Annotated in this window: 13 protein-coding genes and 1 pseudogene; 5 read left to right on the forward strand and 9 right to left on the reverse strand. The window is 57.3% G+C overall.

Translation table 11 applies throughout. The features are described 5' to 3' along the window. Positions 1 to 317 precede the first annotated feature (317 nt). The 4 genes from rfbB to APH36_RS03745 are packed head-to-tail and all read left to right on the forward strand — an operon-like array spanning position 318 to position 4127. Positions 318 to 1394 (forward strand): dTDP-glucose 4,6-dehydratase, encoded by a 1077-nt coding sequence (gene rfbB, locus APH36_RS03730; protein ID WP_060497535.1) that lies wholly within the window; start codon positions 318 to 320, stop codon positions 1392 to 1394. Beyond that, complete coding sequence (gene rfbD / locus APH36_RS03735) at positions 1391 to 2296, forward strand: dTDP-4-dehydrorhamnose reductase (RefSeq protein ID WP_060497536.1); 906 nt, start codon at positions 1391 to 1393, stop codon at positions 2294 to 2296. The genes rfbB and rfbD overlap by 4 nt, the downstream gene beginning before the upstream one ends. Beyond that, a complete protein-coding gene (gene rfbA / locus APH36_RS03740) occupies positions 2293 to 3183 on the forward strand; it encodes a glucose-1-phosphate thymidylyltransferase RfbA (RefSeq protein WP_060497537.1) in 891 nt (296 codons plus the stop codon). Before rfbD ends, rfbA begins: the two co-directional genes overlap by 4 nt. 2 nt (positions 3184 to 3185) lie before the next feature. After that, positions 3186 to 4127 carry a glycosyltransferase gene (locus APH36_RS03745; protein WP_060497538.1) on the forward strand — a complete coding sequence of 314 codons (942 nt, stop codon included), beginning with the start codon at positions 3186 to 3188 and terminating at the stop codon, positions 4125 to 4127. A 77-nt stretch (positions 4128 to 4204) separates the two neighbouring features. Here the strand turns inward: APH36_RS03745 and APH36_RS03750 are convergent, their stop codons facing one another. The 9 genes and pseudogenes from APH36_RS03750 to ihfB form a co-directional block, all read right to left on the reverse strand. Further along, positions 4205 to 8065, reverse strand: a complete 3861-nt coding sequence (locus tag APH36_RS03750; protein ID WP_177337074.1) for a rhamnan synthesis F family protein — start codon at positions 8063 to 8065, stop codon at positions 4205 to 4207. Between the two features lie 84 nt (positions 8066 to 8149). After that, positions 8150 to 9526 carry an ABC transporter ATP-binding protein gene (locus APH36_RS03755; RefSeq protein ID WP_060497540.1) on the reverse strand — a complete coding sequence of 459 codons (1377 nt, stop codon included), beginning with the start codon at positions 9524 to 9526 and terminating at the stop codon, positions 8150 to 8152. After that, on the reverse strand, positions 9516 to 10346 hold the full coding sequence (locus tag APH36_RS03760) for an ABC transporter permease (protein WP_060497541.1): 831 nt from the start codon (positions 10344 to 10346) through the stop codon (positions 9516 to 9518). The genes APH36_RS03755 and APH36_RS03760 overlap by 11 nt, the downstream gene beginning before the upstream one ends. A gap of 106 nt (positions 10347 to 10452) precedes the next feature. Then, complete coding sequence (rfbC, locus tag APH36_RS03765; RefSeq protein ID WP_049273363.1) at positions 10453 to 10998, reverse strand: dTDP-4-dehydrorhamnose 3,5-epimerase; 546 nt, start codon at positions 10996 to 10998, stop codon at positions 10453 to 10455. A gap of 94 nt (positions 10999 to 11092) precedes the next feature. After that, on the reverse strand, positions 11093 to 12055 hold the full coding sequence (locus APH36_RS03770; protein WP_223623256.1) for a glycosyltransferase family 2 protein: 963 nt from the start codon (positions 12053 to 12055) through the stop codon (positions 11093 to 11095). Between the two features lie 123 nt (positions 12056 to 12178). Beyond that, positions 12179 to 13621 (reverse strand): mannose-1-phosphate guanylyltransferase/mannose-6-phosphate isomerase, encoded by a 1443-nt coding sequence (locus tag APH36_RS03775; RefSeq protein ID WP_060497542.1) that lies wholly within the window; start codon positions 13619 to 13621, stop codon positions 12179 to 12181. A 278-nt stretch (positions 13622 to 13899) separates the two neighbouring features. Then, complete coding sequence (locus tag APH36_RS03780) at positions 13900 to 15333, reverse strand: MBL fold metallo-hydrolase RNA specificity domain-containing protein (RefSeq protein ID WP_060497543.1); 1434 nt, start codon at positions 15331 to 15333, stop codon at positions 13900 to 13902. A gap of 102 nt (positions 15334 to 15435) precedes the next feature. Further along, a pseudogene (locus APH36_RS03785) lies at positions 15436 to 15699 on the reverse strand (lipopolysaccharide assembly protein LapA domain-containing protein). A 19-nt stretch (positions 15700 to 15718) separates the two neighbouring features. Next, a complete protein-coding gene (gene ihfB, locus APH36_RS03790; protein ID WP_003252675.1) occupies positions 15719 to 16015 on the reverse strand; it encodes an integration host factor subunit beta in 297 nt (98 codons plus the stop codon). Between the two features lie 325 nt (positions 16016 to 16340). Between ihfB and APH36_RS03795 the strand changes: the two genes are divergently transcribed. Continuing rightward, entirely contained in the window at positions 16341 to 16796 is a 456-nt protein-coding gene (locus APH36_RS03795) for a transposase (protein ID WP_060497545.1), read from the forward strand. The last annotated feature ends 41 nt before the right edge of the window (positions 16797 to 16837 follow it).

Below are 16837 nucleotides of genomic sequence, written 5' to 3' on the forward strand. Positions count from 1 at the left end.
TACCCGAGTTCTAACCTCGGGCGTGGATAACGCCTGGCACTTGCCATATAACCGCTCGGCAGCAATCAGAACTTTCTTACAGTCAGGTCAGAACATTTCATATTTTAGATGTCTATGCTTCCGCTATATTCCTGCACGCTCCTGCTAATGCCACCCAGGGCGCCGCAGGACGGGGCTTAGCAACCCAGGCAAATTACCGTACGCCACGGGCGATCAGGTATACTTTTGACTCACGTCTATATGATGGCTAAGTCGTACGTGCATGGACTTATGCAGAGTTCATAGGCTCTGTCAGAACCTCAAGGTAGAAAACTCTCGTGAAGATATTAGTAACAGGTGGTGCCGGCTTCATTGGCTCGGCAGTCGTGCGACACATCATCTCCAGCACCGAAGACTCGGTGGTCAACGTCGACAAACTGACCTATGCAGGCAACCTCGAATCGCTGCAGTCAGTCGACCAGAGCGAGCGCTACGCATTCGAGCGTGTCGACATCTGTGACCGCGCCGAGCTCGACCGCGTATTCCGCGAGCATCAACCTGATGCCGTCATGCACCTGGCCGCAGAGTCGCACGTCGACCGCTCCATCAGCGGCCCTTCCGAATTCATCCAAACCAACATCATCGGTACCTACAACCTGCTGGAAGCGGCGCGTGGCTACTGGGTGGCACTGGACGACACGCGCAAGGCAGCGTTCCGCTTCCACCACATCTCCACCGATGAAGTGTATGGCGACCTTGAGGGCCCGGAAGATCTGTTCACCGAGACCACACCGTACCAGCCAAGTTCGCCCTACTCCGCCAGCAAGGCCAGCTCTGACCATTTGGTGCGCGCCTGGGCCCGTACCTATGGCTTGCCAACCCTGGTCACCAACTGTTCTAACAACTATGGCCCGTTCCACTTCCCCGAGAAGTTGATCCCGCTGGTTATCCTCAATGCTTTGGAAGGCAAACCACTGCCGATCTACGGCAAAGGCGACCAGATTCGCGATTGGCTGTACGTCGAAGACCACGCACGTGCGCTGTACAAGGTAGTGACCGAGGGTGAGATCGGCGAAACCTACAACATCGGTGGCCACAACGAGAAACAGAACATCGAAGTGGTTCGCACCGTCTGTGCGCTGCTGGATGAACTGCGCCCAGACTCGGCCTTCCGCCCACATGTCGACCTGCTGACCTACGTCAAGGACCGCCCTGGCCATGACCTGCGCTATGCGATCGATGCCAGCAAAATCCAGCGCGAACTCGGCTGGGTGCCGGAAGAAACCTTCGAGTCGGGTATCCGCAAAACTGTGCAATGGTACCTGGACAACCCAGAATGGGTGGCGCACGTGAAAAGCGGCAGCTACCAGCAATGGATCGACTCCAACTACACCACGCGCACGGGTAAGACATGAAGATTCTGCTGCTGGGCAAAAACGGCCAGGTTGGCTGGGAACTGCAGCGGGCACTGAGCGTGTTTGGCGAAGTGGTGGCCCTCGACCGCCATCCGGCACAAACCGCTTACGGTGAACTGAGCGGAGACTTGTCAAACCTTGCCGGCCTGCGCCAGGCCATTACCAAGGTGGCACCGCAGGTCATCGTCAACGCCGCCGCCTATACCGCGGTGGACAAAGCTGAAACCGAGCGCGAGCTGGCCCACACGGTCAACGCCTTGGCCAGCCAGGTAATGGCCGAAGAAGCCAAGCGCCTCGATGCCTGGCTGGTACATTACTCCACCGACTACGTCTTCGACGGCAGCGGTACTGCGCCATGGCAAGAAACCGACCCGGTAGCGCCGGTAAACTACTACGGTGCAACCAAGCTCGAGGGCGAGCAACTGATCGCGGCGTCGGGCTGCAAGCACCTCATTTTCCGCACTAGCTGGGTGTATGCCGCACGCGGCAACAACTTTGCCAAAACCATGCTGCGCCTGGCCAAAGACCGGCCAACGCTGAGCGTGATCGCTGACCAGGTGGGCGTACCCACTGGGGCCGACTTGTTGGCGGATGTCGCCGTGGCTGCGCTGCAGCAAGCCATGCGCAAGCCCGAACTCGGAGGCATCTATCACTTGGCGCCCGCTGGCGAAACAACCTGGCACGCTTACGCAAGCTATGTGATCGAGTTTGCCCGCAAACACGGTGAAACCCTTGCCGTGGAAGCGGTCAACCCAATCACCACCGCCCAATACCCAACGCCTGCCAGCCGGCCGTTGAACTCGCGCCTGGCGACCGTAAAACTTCGCGACGCATTTTCACTGCACCTGCCGGATTGGCAATTGGGTGTAACCCGTATGCTTATGGAAGCTTTGAATAAATGAACACAACCAATCGTAAAGGGATCATTCTGGCTGGTGGTTCCGGGACGCGCCTGCATCCATTGACCTTGGGCGTCTCCAAGCAGATGCTGCCCATCTACGACAAGCCGATGATTTTCTACCCTCTGTCGGTGCTGATGTTGGCGGGCATGCGGGAGATCCTGATCATTTCTACCCCCGAAGACCTGCCAGCATTTCGTAAGCTGCTGGGCGACGGCAGCCAATATGGCGTGCAGCTCAGCTATGCCGAGCAACCAAGCCCGGACGGCTTGGCACAGGCGTTCATCATTGGCGAACAGTTCATTGGCAAAGACCCTTGCTGCTTGATCCTTGGCGACAACATTTTCTACGGCCAGCATTTCTCCGATAACCTGCGCGCCGCTGCTGAACAAACCGAGGGCGCCACGGTGTTCGGTTACCATGTTGCCGACCCTGAGCGCTTCGGTGTGGTTGAGTTCGATGCCAACGGGCGAGCGCTCAGCATCGAAGAGAAACCTGCCAAGCCCAAGTCCAGTTATGCCGTAACCGGCCTTTATTTCTACGACAACAACGTCGTCGAGATCGCCAAGGGCATCAAGCCCTCCGAGCGCGGTGAGCTGGAAATTACCGATGTGAACAGTGCCTACCTCAACCAGAAAAACCTCAGTGTCGAAATTCTCGGCCGTGGGTTCGCCTGGCTGGACACCGGCACTCACCAGTCGTTGATGGAGGCCAGCCACTTCATCCAAACCATCGAAGAACGCCAAGGCTGGAAAGTGGCGTGCCTGGAAGAAATTGCCTACAGCAACGGCTGGATCACCAAAGAGCAAGTAGCCGAGCAGGCAGAAAAACTCAAGAAGACCGGCTACGGCAAATACCTGCTAGGCCTCCTGGAGCCAGGTCGCCACTAAGTATGGCGACGGGGATTAAAAACGCCGCCAAAATTGCAGTGCTGCTGGCTGCCTATAACGGTCGCGAATGGATAGAGGCGCAACTGGCCTCTGTCCTTGCCCAGGTTGCGGTCAACGTTGACATTTTTATCAGCGTTGACCCCTCCACCGACGGCACCGAACTGTGGTGTGCGGAGTTTGCACAGGCCCATGCCAATGTCGTGCTTCTGCCCTCCTCCGGCGTCTTCGGCGGCGCCTCACGCAATTTCTTTCGCCTGATCAGGGACGTTGACCTGTCAGCGTATGACTTTGTGGCATTCGCCGATCAGGACGATATATGGTATGCGGACAAGCTCGAACAGGCCGTTGCCACCTTGCGCAGCAGCGAAGCTGAGGGGTATTCGAGCAACGTCGTGGCGTTTTGGGCGGATGGGCGCCGGTTGCGGGTCAATAAAGCTCAACCCCAAGTGCGCTGGGACCATTTATTTGAAGCCGCTGGCCCTGGCTGCACCTATGTGCTTAGCCGTAAGCTGGCATTGGCCTTCAAAGCACAGCTGCTGAGTTGCTGGGACGAAGCACAGCATATCGACCTGCACGATTGGTTTTGCTACGCCTTCGCCCGCAGTCGTGGCTATGGCTGGGTCATTGACCCGCGTCCAGGGCTGGACTACCGGCAGCATGAGCGCAACCAGGTTGGGGTTAACGATGGGATGGCGTCAGCAAAGGCGCGCTGGCGGAAGATTACCAACGGCTGGTGGTTTGAGCAGGTGCTGTTGACTGCACGGCTTTTGCAGATAAACAGCCCATTCTTCGCGTTAACGGGCACTCACCACAAGGTGAAATCGTGGACCAAGCTGGCGTTCAGCGCTGCCAGTTGCCGCAGGCGTACACGTGACCGGGTGATGTTCTTTGTCATCTGCCTGTTGATGGGCGTTCTCGGTCAGCAGCCCAATCACCGTAGGTAATGCGGGTACCCGATCGTGCAACGCCCTACTAGCGGGTTAAGGTGAAGGGCTGCTGTTCAGCCCTTCACCTTGGCTTGCTACACCACACCACGTCCGCAGTAATGGTCATCCAGCATCACTTCGCCCAGCAACTTCAGCTCGTCGGTAGAGTGCTTCGAGAAAAACTCATCGGCAATCGCCCGGCTGGCCTCAAGCGATGGCGCAAAGCTGCCCAGCAACTGGGTACGTACCCGCACTGCGTCCCTGGCAAACTGAAGCACCCCATTGCGCAGGTCATTCCTGAACGCATCACCATCACGCTCCTGGACCGAGAGCTCACGGTAATGGGCCTCTACGTTCACACCATCCTTAGACGTGTACTTCACAACCTGCCCATCACTGGAGCTCAGCAGCTTTTCAAGCTCGAAGCTACGCAGGTACATGATTGGGGCCGCCAGGCTGTGCTCTACGTTGTGCATCAGGCAACCACGCACAATCACGCCGTGCTGTTCGGCCACTGGGATCGAACGCTCGTCGGTGGCCAGGTAGTAGCCATTGAGCTTTTGCCCGGTGAGCTTGCACAGGTAGTTCTGGATGGTGGCGCCATAGCCAACGTCTACCACCGCGTTTCGCTGGCCAGCCATCAACCCCATGGTCTTCAAATACAAGGCCAGTGCTTCACGCTCTTGCTCTGCCTGCTTGAAGATGGTCTCGGCCAGCTTGGTCAGCACCGGCTCCAACACGGCGAGGTTGCCGTTGCGCACCTCAACTTGAGTATCCCGGCCTACATTCAATTCGGTTTGCAGCTCACTCCAGGCTGAATCGCTCAAAGTCAAACCGAAGCGCTCAAGCAAATAGTTGCTCGCCGTATTCAGGTAGTAGTCGCCTTTGCCGAGGGCCAGCACATCGTCCAGGTTGGCAAGCAGCGGCACGCTGCAGGTGCGGCGGGAAACGACCAGGTACTTCGAAGGTGGGGCATCGCTGACTTCCTCAGCCCAAACGTCGTAAACGGCTTTCATCAGCTGGCCTTCACGTGCCAGGAAGTGCAGCTGCTCAACACCATCGCGCCGGGCACTGTCGATCAACCACTGCGCCATACCGGTCAGCATCGGCCCGACCAGGCTGTAGCCGATATTGTACGGCGTAGCGTGGAACAGCGACCCAGGGTTCAGGTTAGGGTAAACCACTGCAGGGAAGTTTTTCTGGAACAGCAGGCCCAGCGTCAATTCGGCGTTCAGGTCGTGGGCGAACTCGTACCTCTCCACAATGCTACGCAGGCGCGGCGTGCCCCTGGCAAGCTCTGTGGGGCGCAAAATATGCAAGCCGACACAGCCTTTGTCGCAAGGGATCTGCAAGTCGGAGCGCTCGTTGTCACCCACCATGATGAACTCGGACGGTTGCAGCCCGTAGTCTTGCAAAACATGGTCATACAGCTGCCCAGTGTCCTTGCGCAGCCCTACTTCGTTGGACAGGTAGAAGGCCGTCCAGCCATGTACGCCATTGGCATTGAGCGCCGCGATGATCAGGGACTTGGGCAGGAACATGTCGGAAATCAACGCAACCGGCTTACCCGTAGCCTTCGCCGCCTCGAACAATTCAAGGCCGCCGCTGCGCACGGACAACGATTGGTACTCGGTATGCTCTTCGAGCTCGCGAATGGTCTGCACATCTTGGTCGGCAAGCTTAGTGAGCTGCTGGAACGCCTGGTAGATGTCGTCCAGGTCTACGTCCTTGCCTTTTTGCTTGCGCGCCTCGCCCTCTGCGAGCACCCGATAATCGCTGAACAGTGCGGACAGGTGCGCCGGCAAATTGGCCGCGACAATCCGCTTGGTAGTTTCAGCGTCGATCAGCGGGCGAATCAGCAGCGTGTCGAAAATATCGAAACCGATGCATTTGATGGCAGGGTTGGAGAACTGCCCGACCATCCACTCGTGCGGGCGGCCGACCGACTGGTCAAGGCGCCAGGACGACCATGTAGGGTTCTCGGTGTCCTGCAAAATGCCAGGCTGCAAGCCTTGTTTGCGGCCACTCAGCGCCAGCAGCCGCTCGAGGCAGTGAGCAAAGGTACCGTCAGTTTGACCCGCCTCTTCATTAAAGTCGTTGATGGTGATACCAGCGCTGAACAGCGGCCGCATCGCGTCGCCTCGCGCCCAGAACATCGACCCGGCAGGGAAATCGAAATACCCTTGCGGCACCGGTGCGATACCCAAGCGTGCACACCAGGCCATACCCATGCCTTTATTGGCCAGCCAGGTATTGGCCTGAGAAGGTACCGACTTGAAGTTCTGCGGGTAGACGATGCCCTTGCCACCCGTCATCAGGGTAAAGATCCTGCGAATGGTCGCGGTGCTACCTAGCAGGTTACCTGCCAGGTACTGACGCCATCCCTCAGTTGCTCCGGCGTTGTAAAGCGACTTCTTGCTGTGCAAGTGGGCGATGTAGTCATAGCCTCGAAGTGCCTCACCAAAGGTGACGAACATCGGGGCAATGTCCCGGCCACGGTTGTCCACAACCTGGAAAACCTGCGCATTGCAGTTGGGCAACTGTTGGAACGCCGCCCGGCAGGCCTGCTCACCCTCGGCATCCTTGACCGACACATAAAGGTCGTACACAAACGGCATGTGCTTCAGATAGCCAGCGAACTCAGGGGCCAAGTCGTCGTAGTACATGTGCAAGTGAATGGCGATGGTGCCTTCGACGTGGTCTGCCTGCAGCACGCCGTCCAAGTTGATCAACGTGTTATCCACAGCTTCGATCAGCGGCTGGCTGCCGTTCTTCCACATCTCGTAATGCGGGCTGCCGCGGAACACAAAGGCCAGATTGCGATAGCCCCAATTCAGTACAGGGTTACGGTACTTCGGAGGGATCGCCCAATACAGCGGCTTGACCTGCTGCAGCACACGGGCACGCAGCCCACCGGCAACCAACGGCCGCTGCCCACGTAGCGCCCGAGAAAGCAGGCGCATTGGCGCGGTCACTTTCCAACTGCTGGAGCTATGAATGCCCTGCACGATACTGGCAAATTCATCGGCAGACCGGCTGGCTTGTTCGTTGCGCAACGCCAACTGCAGCTTGAGGCTCTGAGTTTCTTCCCGTGCCTGGGAAATTTCGCTGCGGGCATTGGCCACTTCATCGCGAAGCGTGGCCAGCAGCTGTTGGTCCGCTTTGGCCGACGCCATCGACGCCGCCAATGCATGCTGGGCTTCGGCTGCGACGCTGTGGGCTTCTGCCAGCTGTGCTTGCAGCTTCGCTTCTACTTCCTGCGGCGCGGCGCTGGCTTCAGCCAACTGAGCGTGCAATTGCTGGTGCGTCTGCTGCGCGCCGGCCAGCAGCGCCTGTAAATGGTGTCGGCTCCCAAGCAGCGCGGCATTTTCTTCGCGTAGCTGATCAAGCAACGCCGCGTCCGCCGAACGCGCCTGCACGTTGAGCAACTCTGTTGCACCTGGCAACCGCACGTTGGTGAGTTCGGCCTGTCCGCTGAACATCAGGTTGTGGACCTGCGGCGCCATGGCGGCGGTCTTGGCAAAAACGCCGACAAAGTCGTGCCGGTTGCCTGCCAAACCGCTCGCTTCCCTTGGCCCGATGAACGATTCCAGCAGAACGGGCGAGTAGCCGCTGCGTTGCGCCCAGGTCACCAGCGCATGGCCTGCGTCGGGGTAGAACCGCCAGCAATCTTCTGGCTGGCGCTGCAGGTCGCCGTCGTTCGGCGCGCAGACACACAGTAGCCCCGAAGGCTTGAGGATACGCAGGAATTCATTGAACACCACCCAGAACATGTCCGCATGCCCAAAGCGCGAACTGCAAATGACAGCGTCTACACTCTCGGTCTCAAACGGCAGGGCACAGGCGTCGTCCAGGACGATATCCACGCCCGGCCCCTCAGCTGTATCGACGCCAATGCGTTCAAAGCCTTGTGGGCAGATGTCCTTAGGCGAGCCACCCAGGTGCTGCGCACCCATGATGACGACCTTGGAGCCAACAGGCAGGTTGTTGCGGTAGGTCTCGAGAAAGAGCCGACCATAATTATGTGCAGGGAGGTGCATTTATAGACCTGTTTCGGTATCGATACTTAACTGAATGTCCAACATCGGTATGCCGATCAATCCCGATGCCGACGGATCCTGGCTTGAATGGAAAATGACAGCGTCGTGAATCCAGTGGTGCGAAGTATGGTCTTGCTGGGTACCGTCAGCGACGGCAACCTGAATAGAGTAGTCGCCACCGGCAAGCCATGGCATCGGGAAGGTGAATTCCGCCTTGAACTCCTGGCCTGGCGCAGCTACTGGCGGCAAGCGGTCCTTGATGCTCAGCGTGTTGCTGCCAAACAGGAACTGGCCAAGCCGATCCTTGATATAGAACCCCAACACCGGGCTTCTTAACTCTGTGTAAGCAACAGCGCGAATCGTCAGCGTTACAACTTCGCCGCCCTTGAGCGCCCTGATGTCACTGCCATCTTCGGCGGTAACGTTTACGTAATTGATCTGCGCCCCTAGCGGGTCTGTCTGCGCCGAAGCCTGTAAGTTGGGCTGAAAAAGGCTCAGCGGGCCAGCAGTCTCGTAAGGCTGACCACCTGCCCAAATTTCTCGAAGTTTCCGGGCTGTCGCAGAAGCATGCGTCTGATCCTGGAGCTGCTTGTCTTGCGTGGCGCCAAGGATAAAGTTCAGGTAGTGCTCCGAGGTTTGCTTGGCCTCACCAAGCTCTCTGGTCTCACCATCGGCCAGCCAAAGTGCCTTGTCGCACAGCGCAATTACCGAAGTGCTGTCGTGGCTGACAAACAGCAGGGTTTTTTCTTCTTTGAACTTGCGCAGGAAGCGCATGCACTTCTGGGTGAAGATCGCATCGCCAACCGCCAGCGCCTCATCGATGATGAGGATATCGGCATCCACATGCGCAATGGTCGCGAAAGCTAGCCGTACAAACATGCCGCTGGAGTAAGTCTTCACCGGCTGATCTATGAAATCCCTGATTTCAGAGAAGTTCACGATGTCGTCGAACCGCTCGTCCGTCTGCTCTTTGGTCAAACCATAGAATGCCGCGCTGAGGTAGACGTTCTCGCGGCCCGTGAATTCCGGATTGAAACCGGCGCCTAGTTCCAGCAATGCCGCTACCCGACCAAATGTTTGCACATGGCCATGGGTGGGGCTCAGCGTGCCGCAAATCAGCTGCAACAAGGTCGATTTGCCAGAGCCGTTGCGGCCGATGATACCGAGCGTTTCACCCTTGTTGAGCGTGAACGACACGTTTTTCAGCGCCCAAAACTCTCGGCTGTAAGCTTTCTGCCGCAGGCCGAGCCCTCGCCTCAGGCGAGGCATGATGGACTGTTTAAGCCGGTCCTGGGGCTTGCCATAGATGTGAAAGCACTTCGATACACCGCTAACGACGATCGCTGCGTCACTCTGCTGCTGGGGGTTAGAGGACATCAGCGAATCCCTTTCTCGTTTTCTGGAACCATGCGTAACCCAACCAGGCAGTCATCAGTGCCATCACCGAGTATTTAGCCAACCCTATCCAGTTCGGCATATGGCCCCAAATCAATACCTCCCGGACCTGCTCAATGATGAACGTCAGCGGGTTGGCCTCCATGAGGGGGCGCATTTCAACCGGCAGCGAGCTGATCGGGAAAAATACCGGAGACATGAACAGCATGATCATAGTGATGATGCCAATGGTTTGACCCACATCGCGCAGGTACACGCCCAACGAAGCCAGCGCCCAAGCCAAGCCTTGCACGAACAGGATATAAGGCAGCGCGATCAACGGCACAAGCAGCATGGTCGCGTGGAATTCGCCATTGACGAAAACAATCGCGCACACCAGTACCAGCAAACTCACACCGGTGTGGAACAGCGCGGTACACATCGAGATGACCGGCAGGATCTCGAGCGGGAAAACAACCTTTTTGACGTAATTGACGTTTGCCAGGATCAACCCAGGCGCCCTGTTCAATACCTCGGCAAACAAACCGTGCACGATCATGCCGGCAAACAGCAACACGGCAAAATCGCCCTTGCTTTCATCCGGAGAAGTTGTCCAGCGGGCCTTGAATACGACGGAAAAAACGAAAGTGTATACCGCCAACATGAATAATGGCGTCAGGAAAGACCACAACAGCCCCATTACGGAGCCTTTATAGCGGCCGACTACCTCTCGGCGTGTCATTTGCAGAATCAACCGGCGGTAATGCCAGAGATTGCTTACCAGTGCCCACGGTGAGACGGGGGCCCGTGAATGCGGGTTCATTCAGTTACCTCGGAGCATGTATCGGACTGTCGGTGCGCCAAGCAGCCACGCAAGCCCAGCCGCTCCCCTATGCACGGAATGGCTAGGCTTGCAAAGACCGGCAGCGTCAGGCGTAGGCGTCGGCATCGACAAAAGCGCTAGCCTTCTGATCTTTCGCCGACAATGCGGGCTCCCCTTCATAGGGCCACTCAATGGCTACGGTCGGGTCATTCCAAGCCAGGCTGCGGTCGTACTGCGGCGCGTAGAAGTCGGTCGTTTTGTAAAGGAACTCGGCGGTTTCCGACAGCACCACGAAACCATGCGCAAAGCCTTCTGGCACCCAGAGCTGGCGTTTGTTCTCGGCGCTCAGGTGAACACCCACCCACTTGCCAAAGGTCTTTGAGCTCTTACGCATGTCGACCGCTACGTCGAACACTTCACCCTGAACGACCCGCACCAATTTGCCCTGGGGTTGCTGGATCTGATAATGCATCCCCCGCAGCACACCCTTCACCGATCGGGAATGGTTATCCTGAACGAAGTTTACTGGGCGACCCACCACCTCATCGAACACCTTCTGATTGAAGCTTTCGAAGAAGAACCCTCGTTCATCGCCAAAAACCTGAGGCTCAAAGAGGATGACCTCCGGGATGGCTTGCTTTGTTGCTTTCATTTGCTACTTATCTCCAAAAAACAGGTGGCGCGAGGACGGTGCTACAAGCAATTGACGCTGATGCTTGCAACCGCCCCAGCCTGTAAAGCTGTGCTCAAATCCGGGCCAGACACGCAGCGATCATCAGCGTGATGTTCCCTACAAAAGTTTGGCGATAGACGCCCGAGCGACGCAATGCGCAAAGACGAGCTGCAAGGCCAAGGTGCCGCCCTTTTTCGAAATGAGCCAGAATGGTGCGATTTTCCTGAGTCAACAATGGACTCATCGCCCGCAGTATTTCCAGATTGGCGTCGTTCCACCTGACAAAACGGCCTGATAGCATTTTTCGCAAGCGGTTCAGCCGTGCACTAAAGGTGTTGTTAGCCCCGATCAGGTTGTCGGTGTGCTGACGGTACTCAAGACTTGCCTGTGAATCGTAAAGCACAAAGCCACCACACCCTGTTACCAAAATATAAGCGAGCCAGTCATGCGCCACGATACTGGCATCTTCAGGCAACTGCACCAGCAAGCTGCGGGCTTGCTGATTGATCATCATGGTATTGGCCCCAGCCAGGCTCTGCACCAGCGCATTCTGAAAAGATGGGCGCCTGGTAAAAAGAGGTGAATACCCTGCCGCGTTACGGTCGCTATCAACAAGTCGGGTCCGAGAGCAATAAAGCGCCGGCTTTTCAAGCGGCATTGTGACCAGCTTGGCCAGACTTCGTTCCAGCTTGTCACTGAACCAGACGTCGTCTTGATCACTGAAGGCGTAAAAGCGCGCTTGCACCGCTGGGCGCTTGAGCAGTGATATGAAATTTTTTGCGAAGCCTTGACGCGGCCCCTCAAAGACCTGCAGCCGCGCCGCCCCCCAGCGCTGCTGGTACTCGGTCAGAATCTGGCCGGTAGCATCACTAGAGCCGTCGTCGGATACATAAAGTGTCCAGTTGCTGTACGTCTGTGCGCCGAACGAGTCGAGTTGCTCCCTAAGGAACGAAGCACCGTTGTAGGTGCACATCAGGATCGCGACCTCGGCCCCCTTCTCTTCCAAGCCTATGGAGGATTGGTAGCTAATTGCCATCTTATAACCCTCCCATTTTCATTGATACATCTCGGTTTCATCTGGCTAATCAATTGCTTCAAACCATGCTCCAGGACCTGACGTCATCGGCCCGCGCACTTGCTGCTCCTGCCCAACCTGTACTCAAACATCACAGCGCCCATAGTTGTCCTCAAAACGGACTATATCGTCTTCGCCTAGGTACTCACCGCTCTGCACCTCGATCAACACCAGGTCAATCACACCCGGGTTGCGCAGACGGTGCTTATGCCCAGCACGGATGAAGGTGGACTCATTGGTGTTCAGCATCAATTCTTGCTCGTCGTTGACGACGACAGCCATCCCGCTGACGACTATCCAATGCTCACTGCGATGATGGTGCATCTGCAGTGACAGTGAAGCCTTGGGCTTGACTACGATGCGCTTGATCTTGAAACGATCACCGTCCTCCAGTGTGGTGTAGGTACCCCAGGGGCGGTGCACCGTGCGATGCAAACGGTGCACCGCATGGCCTTCGGCTTTAAGCCGCGTGACGACGTGTTTGACATCCTGCGCATGATCCTTGTGAGCGATGAGCAAGGCGTCCGGAGTGTCCACTACCAGCAGGTTTTCAACGCCTACCAAGGCAGCGAGGCGGTTCTCAGTGGTAACGAAGTTGTTTTTCGCTCCATAAGCCATCACCTCACCGTCGAAGCGGTTGCCGGATTCGTCGGGCGAGGTCAATTCGCTTACCGCGTTCCAGGAACCGATATCGCTCCAGCCGATATCGCATGGAATGGTAGCGACCCTGCGCGAGCGCTCCATCAGCGCATAGTCGATGGAAATGTCCGGCACTTTGGCAAAACTCTCGACGTCCAGAGCCAGGCAGGAATAGCCACTGGAGGTAGAGCAACGTGATGATTCAAGCGTTTGCTCAACCGCCTTCAGAACATCCGGCGCATGCTGCTCGAACTCTGCGATGACCGAGCCAACCTGGAAGCAGAAAATTCCGGCATTCCAATAGTAATTGCCGGCTGCGATGTAGCCCTGCGCTGTCTCAAAGTCCGGCTTTTCAACGAATCGCTCTACCTTCAGACCGTCGCCAAGTACACCATCGGCAGCCGCTTCGATATAGCCAAAGCCAGTTTCAGGGTAGCGTGGCTTGATGCCAAAGGTTACTAGCCACCCACTGGAGGCGAGCTGCGTAGCCTTAGCCACCGCATCGCGGAAAGCCACTTCTTTGCTAATCAAGTGATCGGCAGCCAACACCAACATGAGCGCCTTCGGACCGTAGATCTCGCGCAACTGCAGTGCCGCGGCCGCTACAGCCGCTGCGGTATTGCGCCCGAAAGGCTCCAGGATATAGCCTTGAGGCAAACCTACATCATTGATTGCGCGGTATTCATCCTCGGTTTTGAATAGAAGCTCCCGATTGGTGACGGTCAAAATCTCAGCAACCCCCTCCAACCCAGCCGCGCGAAGAAACGTCTTTTGAATCAGATTCTGCCCATCTGGTAACGTCATGAAAGGCTTGGGATGTGCTTCTCGTGAAACGGGCCACAAACGGCTGCCAACGCCACCGGAAAGGATCACGGGGATCAATTGCATAGTCGAATCCTTAAACGGTTGCCAGAGTACAGGCTGCGGCAGAAGTGGCATTTTGGTGCTGGTTGTGGAAGCTGCTACGACAACCACAACGCCCCCAACCTACCCCGCAGAATGTAATCACTCCTGCGCCATCCTTAGGCAAGATAACAAGCATAGGCCCACAGAATATCAGAGATTGCTGTTTGGATCTGCTCAAGGGGGGGCGGGCAACGTCACAGCAACCGCCCTTCGGCGAGACCTGCCTCCAACCCGCCCGCGCCATGAGCAACTCTTGATTATCATGACGCGATAACAACACGTCCCCGCTTTGGTTGCTGTATTTGACTACCCTGCAGGGCTTGCTTCAAAGCGACTTTTGCACGCTGCTCACCATGCACCAAAACGATCGTGCCTGGCGACTCCGACATGCCTTGGACGAAATTAACCAACCCCGCCTGGTCCGCATGCCCCGAATACCCACTCAACGTGACCACCTTCGCGCGGATTTCGTACATCTGCCCATCCAGATCTAGCTGCACAAACCCTTGCTCCCCTTCGCTGGCCTGTATAACCGCCCCTGGCGTGCCTTTGGCCTGATGCCCCACAAAGATCACCTCATGCCGCGGGTCGCCCAGCATGGCCTTGAGGTAGTTGACAATGCGCCCACCCGAGCACATGCCATTGCCGGCAATCACGATCGCCGGCCGGCCGGTGCTTTTCAGGTAGTTCACCACCTGCTGGTGTCGGGCATGGGTGTCCACACTGATCAGCTGGCTGAAGCCGAGCGGGTCGCGGCCTTGTGCTAGTCGCGCCTTGGCCTCGGCGTTCCAGTAGTCGTGCAGCTCCCGGTACACACGGGTGATGCGCTGAGCCAGGGGTGAGTCGAGGATAATGGGCAACTGCGACCAGTCGAGCGGGTCGCCATCCGGCCCAGGACCAGTGCTACCCAGCAAAGCCTTGCGATGAAGTATGTCTTCAAGCTCGTACAGCAATTCCTGGGTGCGGCCCAGGCTGAAAGCCGGGATGAGGATGGTGCCCTTGTCAGCCAGGGCGCGATCGATTGCCGCTTCAAGGCGTTGCCTGCGATCGCCGGCATGCGCATGCAGCCGGTCGCCATAAGTGCTTTCCAGCACCAGCACATCAGCCCGCTCAGGGGGTTGCAACGGGCGCAGCAATGGGTTGCCACACGCACCCAAGTCGCCGGAGAACACATAGCGGCTATTGGCTTGCCCATGTTTCATATCGCATTCGACATAGGCAGAACCCAGCAGATGGCCGGCGCGCTGCAAGCGGATGCGACACTCGAGGCCGGGGCGCTCGACCAAGGTGTGCCAATGCTCGAAAGGCAGTGGCACGATAAGGTCGCGGACAAAATCAAGGTATCGCGCCACCTGGGCAGGGTCACTGCTGACACTCAGCTTATAGGCGTCTTCCAACACCAGCGGCAGCAGCCGGGCGGAAGGCTCGCTACAAAGGATGGGGCCGCGGTAGCCGGCAGCCAGTAGCGCCGGAATACGGCCAACGTGATCGAGGTGCACATGGGTGACGATCAGAGCTTCGATGCCTTGCACATCGAAACCGAGCGATGCGGTTTCTGCGCCTGGCGCTGCCTCGGCGCCCTGCTCCAAGCCACAATCAACCAGCATGCTGGTGGACGGATCGAGGTGCAACTGGTGGCAGGAACCGGTGACGCTGCGGGTACCACCGTGATGGGAAAGGACGGGATATTCCATGCTACGCACACTCGCCTGTGCAAAATCGAAGTGCGCTATTACTCCATGACGCCCCGTGCAGGCATAGGTAAGACTTCCCCAACAAGTGTAGGAAATTACCTTTTAATTACCGCTCAGTGCCGCCTGGCGAGCGGAAGCCCTGATCTTGCGCTTGCTGCGCAGTACGCCTTAGGCACCCAGCAACGGCCCGACTGCCAGGCCAATAACCAGGGCGGCCAATACCAGCACAGCAACCGGCATTTCCGGCGCAGACCAACCGAACAGGACCAACGACACAGCTTGCTGGTTCTCCAGCACGAAAAACAGCACCACAGCCGCCAACAGCAGCACGAACACCACCGCCAGGGCGCGCTTGAGGTTACGCATCAGATTGCTCCTTGATTGATCAGGCTTCAGCCTCGTCTTCTTCGTTGACCCGGTCTCGCAGCTCTTTGCCGGGCTTGAAGTGCGGCACGAACTTGCCTTCGAGGCTGACCGACTGACCGGTCTTCGGGTTACGGCCCACGCGTGGGGCACGATAGTGCAGCGAGAAGCTGCCAAAACCGCGGATCTCGATGCGATCGCCGGTAGCAAGGCATTGTGACATCTGCTCAAGCATGGTCTTGATGGCCAGCTCCACGTCCTTGGACGAGAGCAGCCCTTGATGGGTGACAATACGTTCGATCAGCTCCGACTTCGTCATATTTTTCCCTTCGTTATCAAGCAGCTAGATCATTGCTTAACCAGTTTGTAGCACGCCGGGAAGGTTTTGAACAGGGCGGTTCTTGACTTAATAAAAAAATTCAAGATTGAAGTTTTACAAGAATGGTCTAGCCAGCGAGAGCTTTTAGGTGTCCGACGATAGATTTGCATTGGAGCGACAATCGAGCGCCGCGCGGGCGGCGCTTGATCTGCGCAGCACCGCAAATCCCACGCCATCCATTCACATGCTGAAACTCTGATTAACGCCAGCCCCCAGCCACCGCGACTACGCTGCCCCGGCACACACATACTCAAGGATGAACACGATGACCAAACCCCACGGCTGCAGGCTTCGCCATGCCCGATGCTCGGTGCCAGGCAGGCTGTACATGCTGACGACTGTCACACACCTGCGTCAGCCGCTGTTCCACAACCTTCACCATGCCCGCTTAGCTATTCACAATCTACGCCATGCAGATCAGCAGCAACACTGTCGCTCGCTAGCTTGGGTATTGATGCCAGACCACTTGCACTGGTTGATAGAATTGAAAGACGCGACGCTTAGCAAACTGATGCAACGCTTCAAGTGCCAATCCAGCAATGCATTGCGCAAAGCCGGCGTAAAGATGTCACCGATATGGCAAGCAGGTTATTACGACCGCGCTTTGCGCCGAGACGAAGATATTCTCAAGGCGGCAAGGTATATCGTGGCCAACCCGGTCAGGGCGGGATTGGTTACCAAGGTCGGTGATTACCCGCATTGGGATGCGGTTTGGCTTTGAGGGTATGCCGCAGAGAGTGGCTGCGCCTGGGAGATTGAGCA

The organism is Pseudomonas sp. NBRC 111133 (genome assembly GCF_001320605.1).
GTDB lineage: Bacteria > Pseudomonadota > Gammaproteobacteria > Pseudomonadales > Pseudomonadaceae > Aquipseudomonas > Aquipseudomonas monteilii.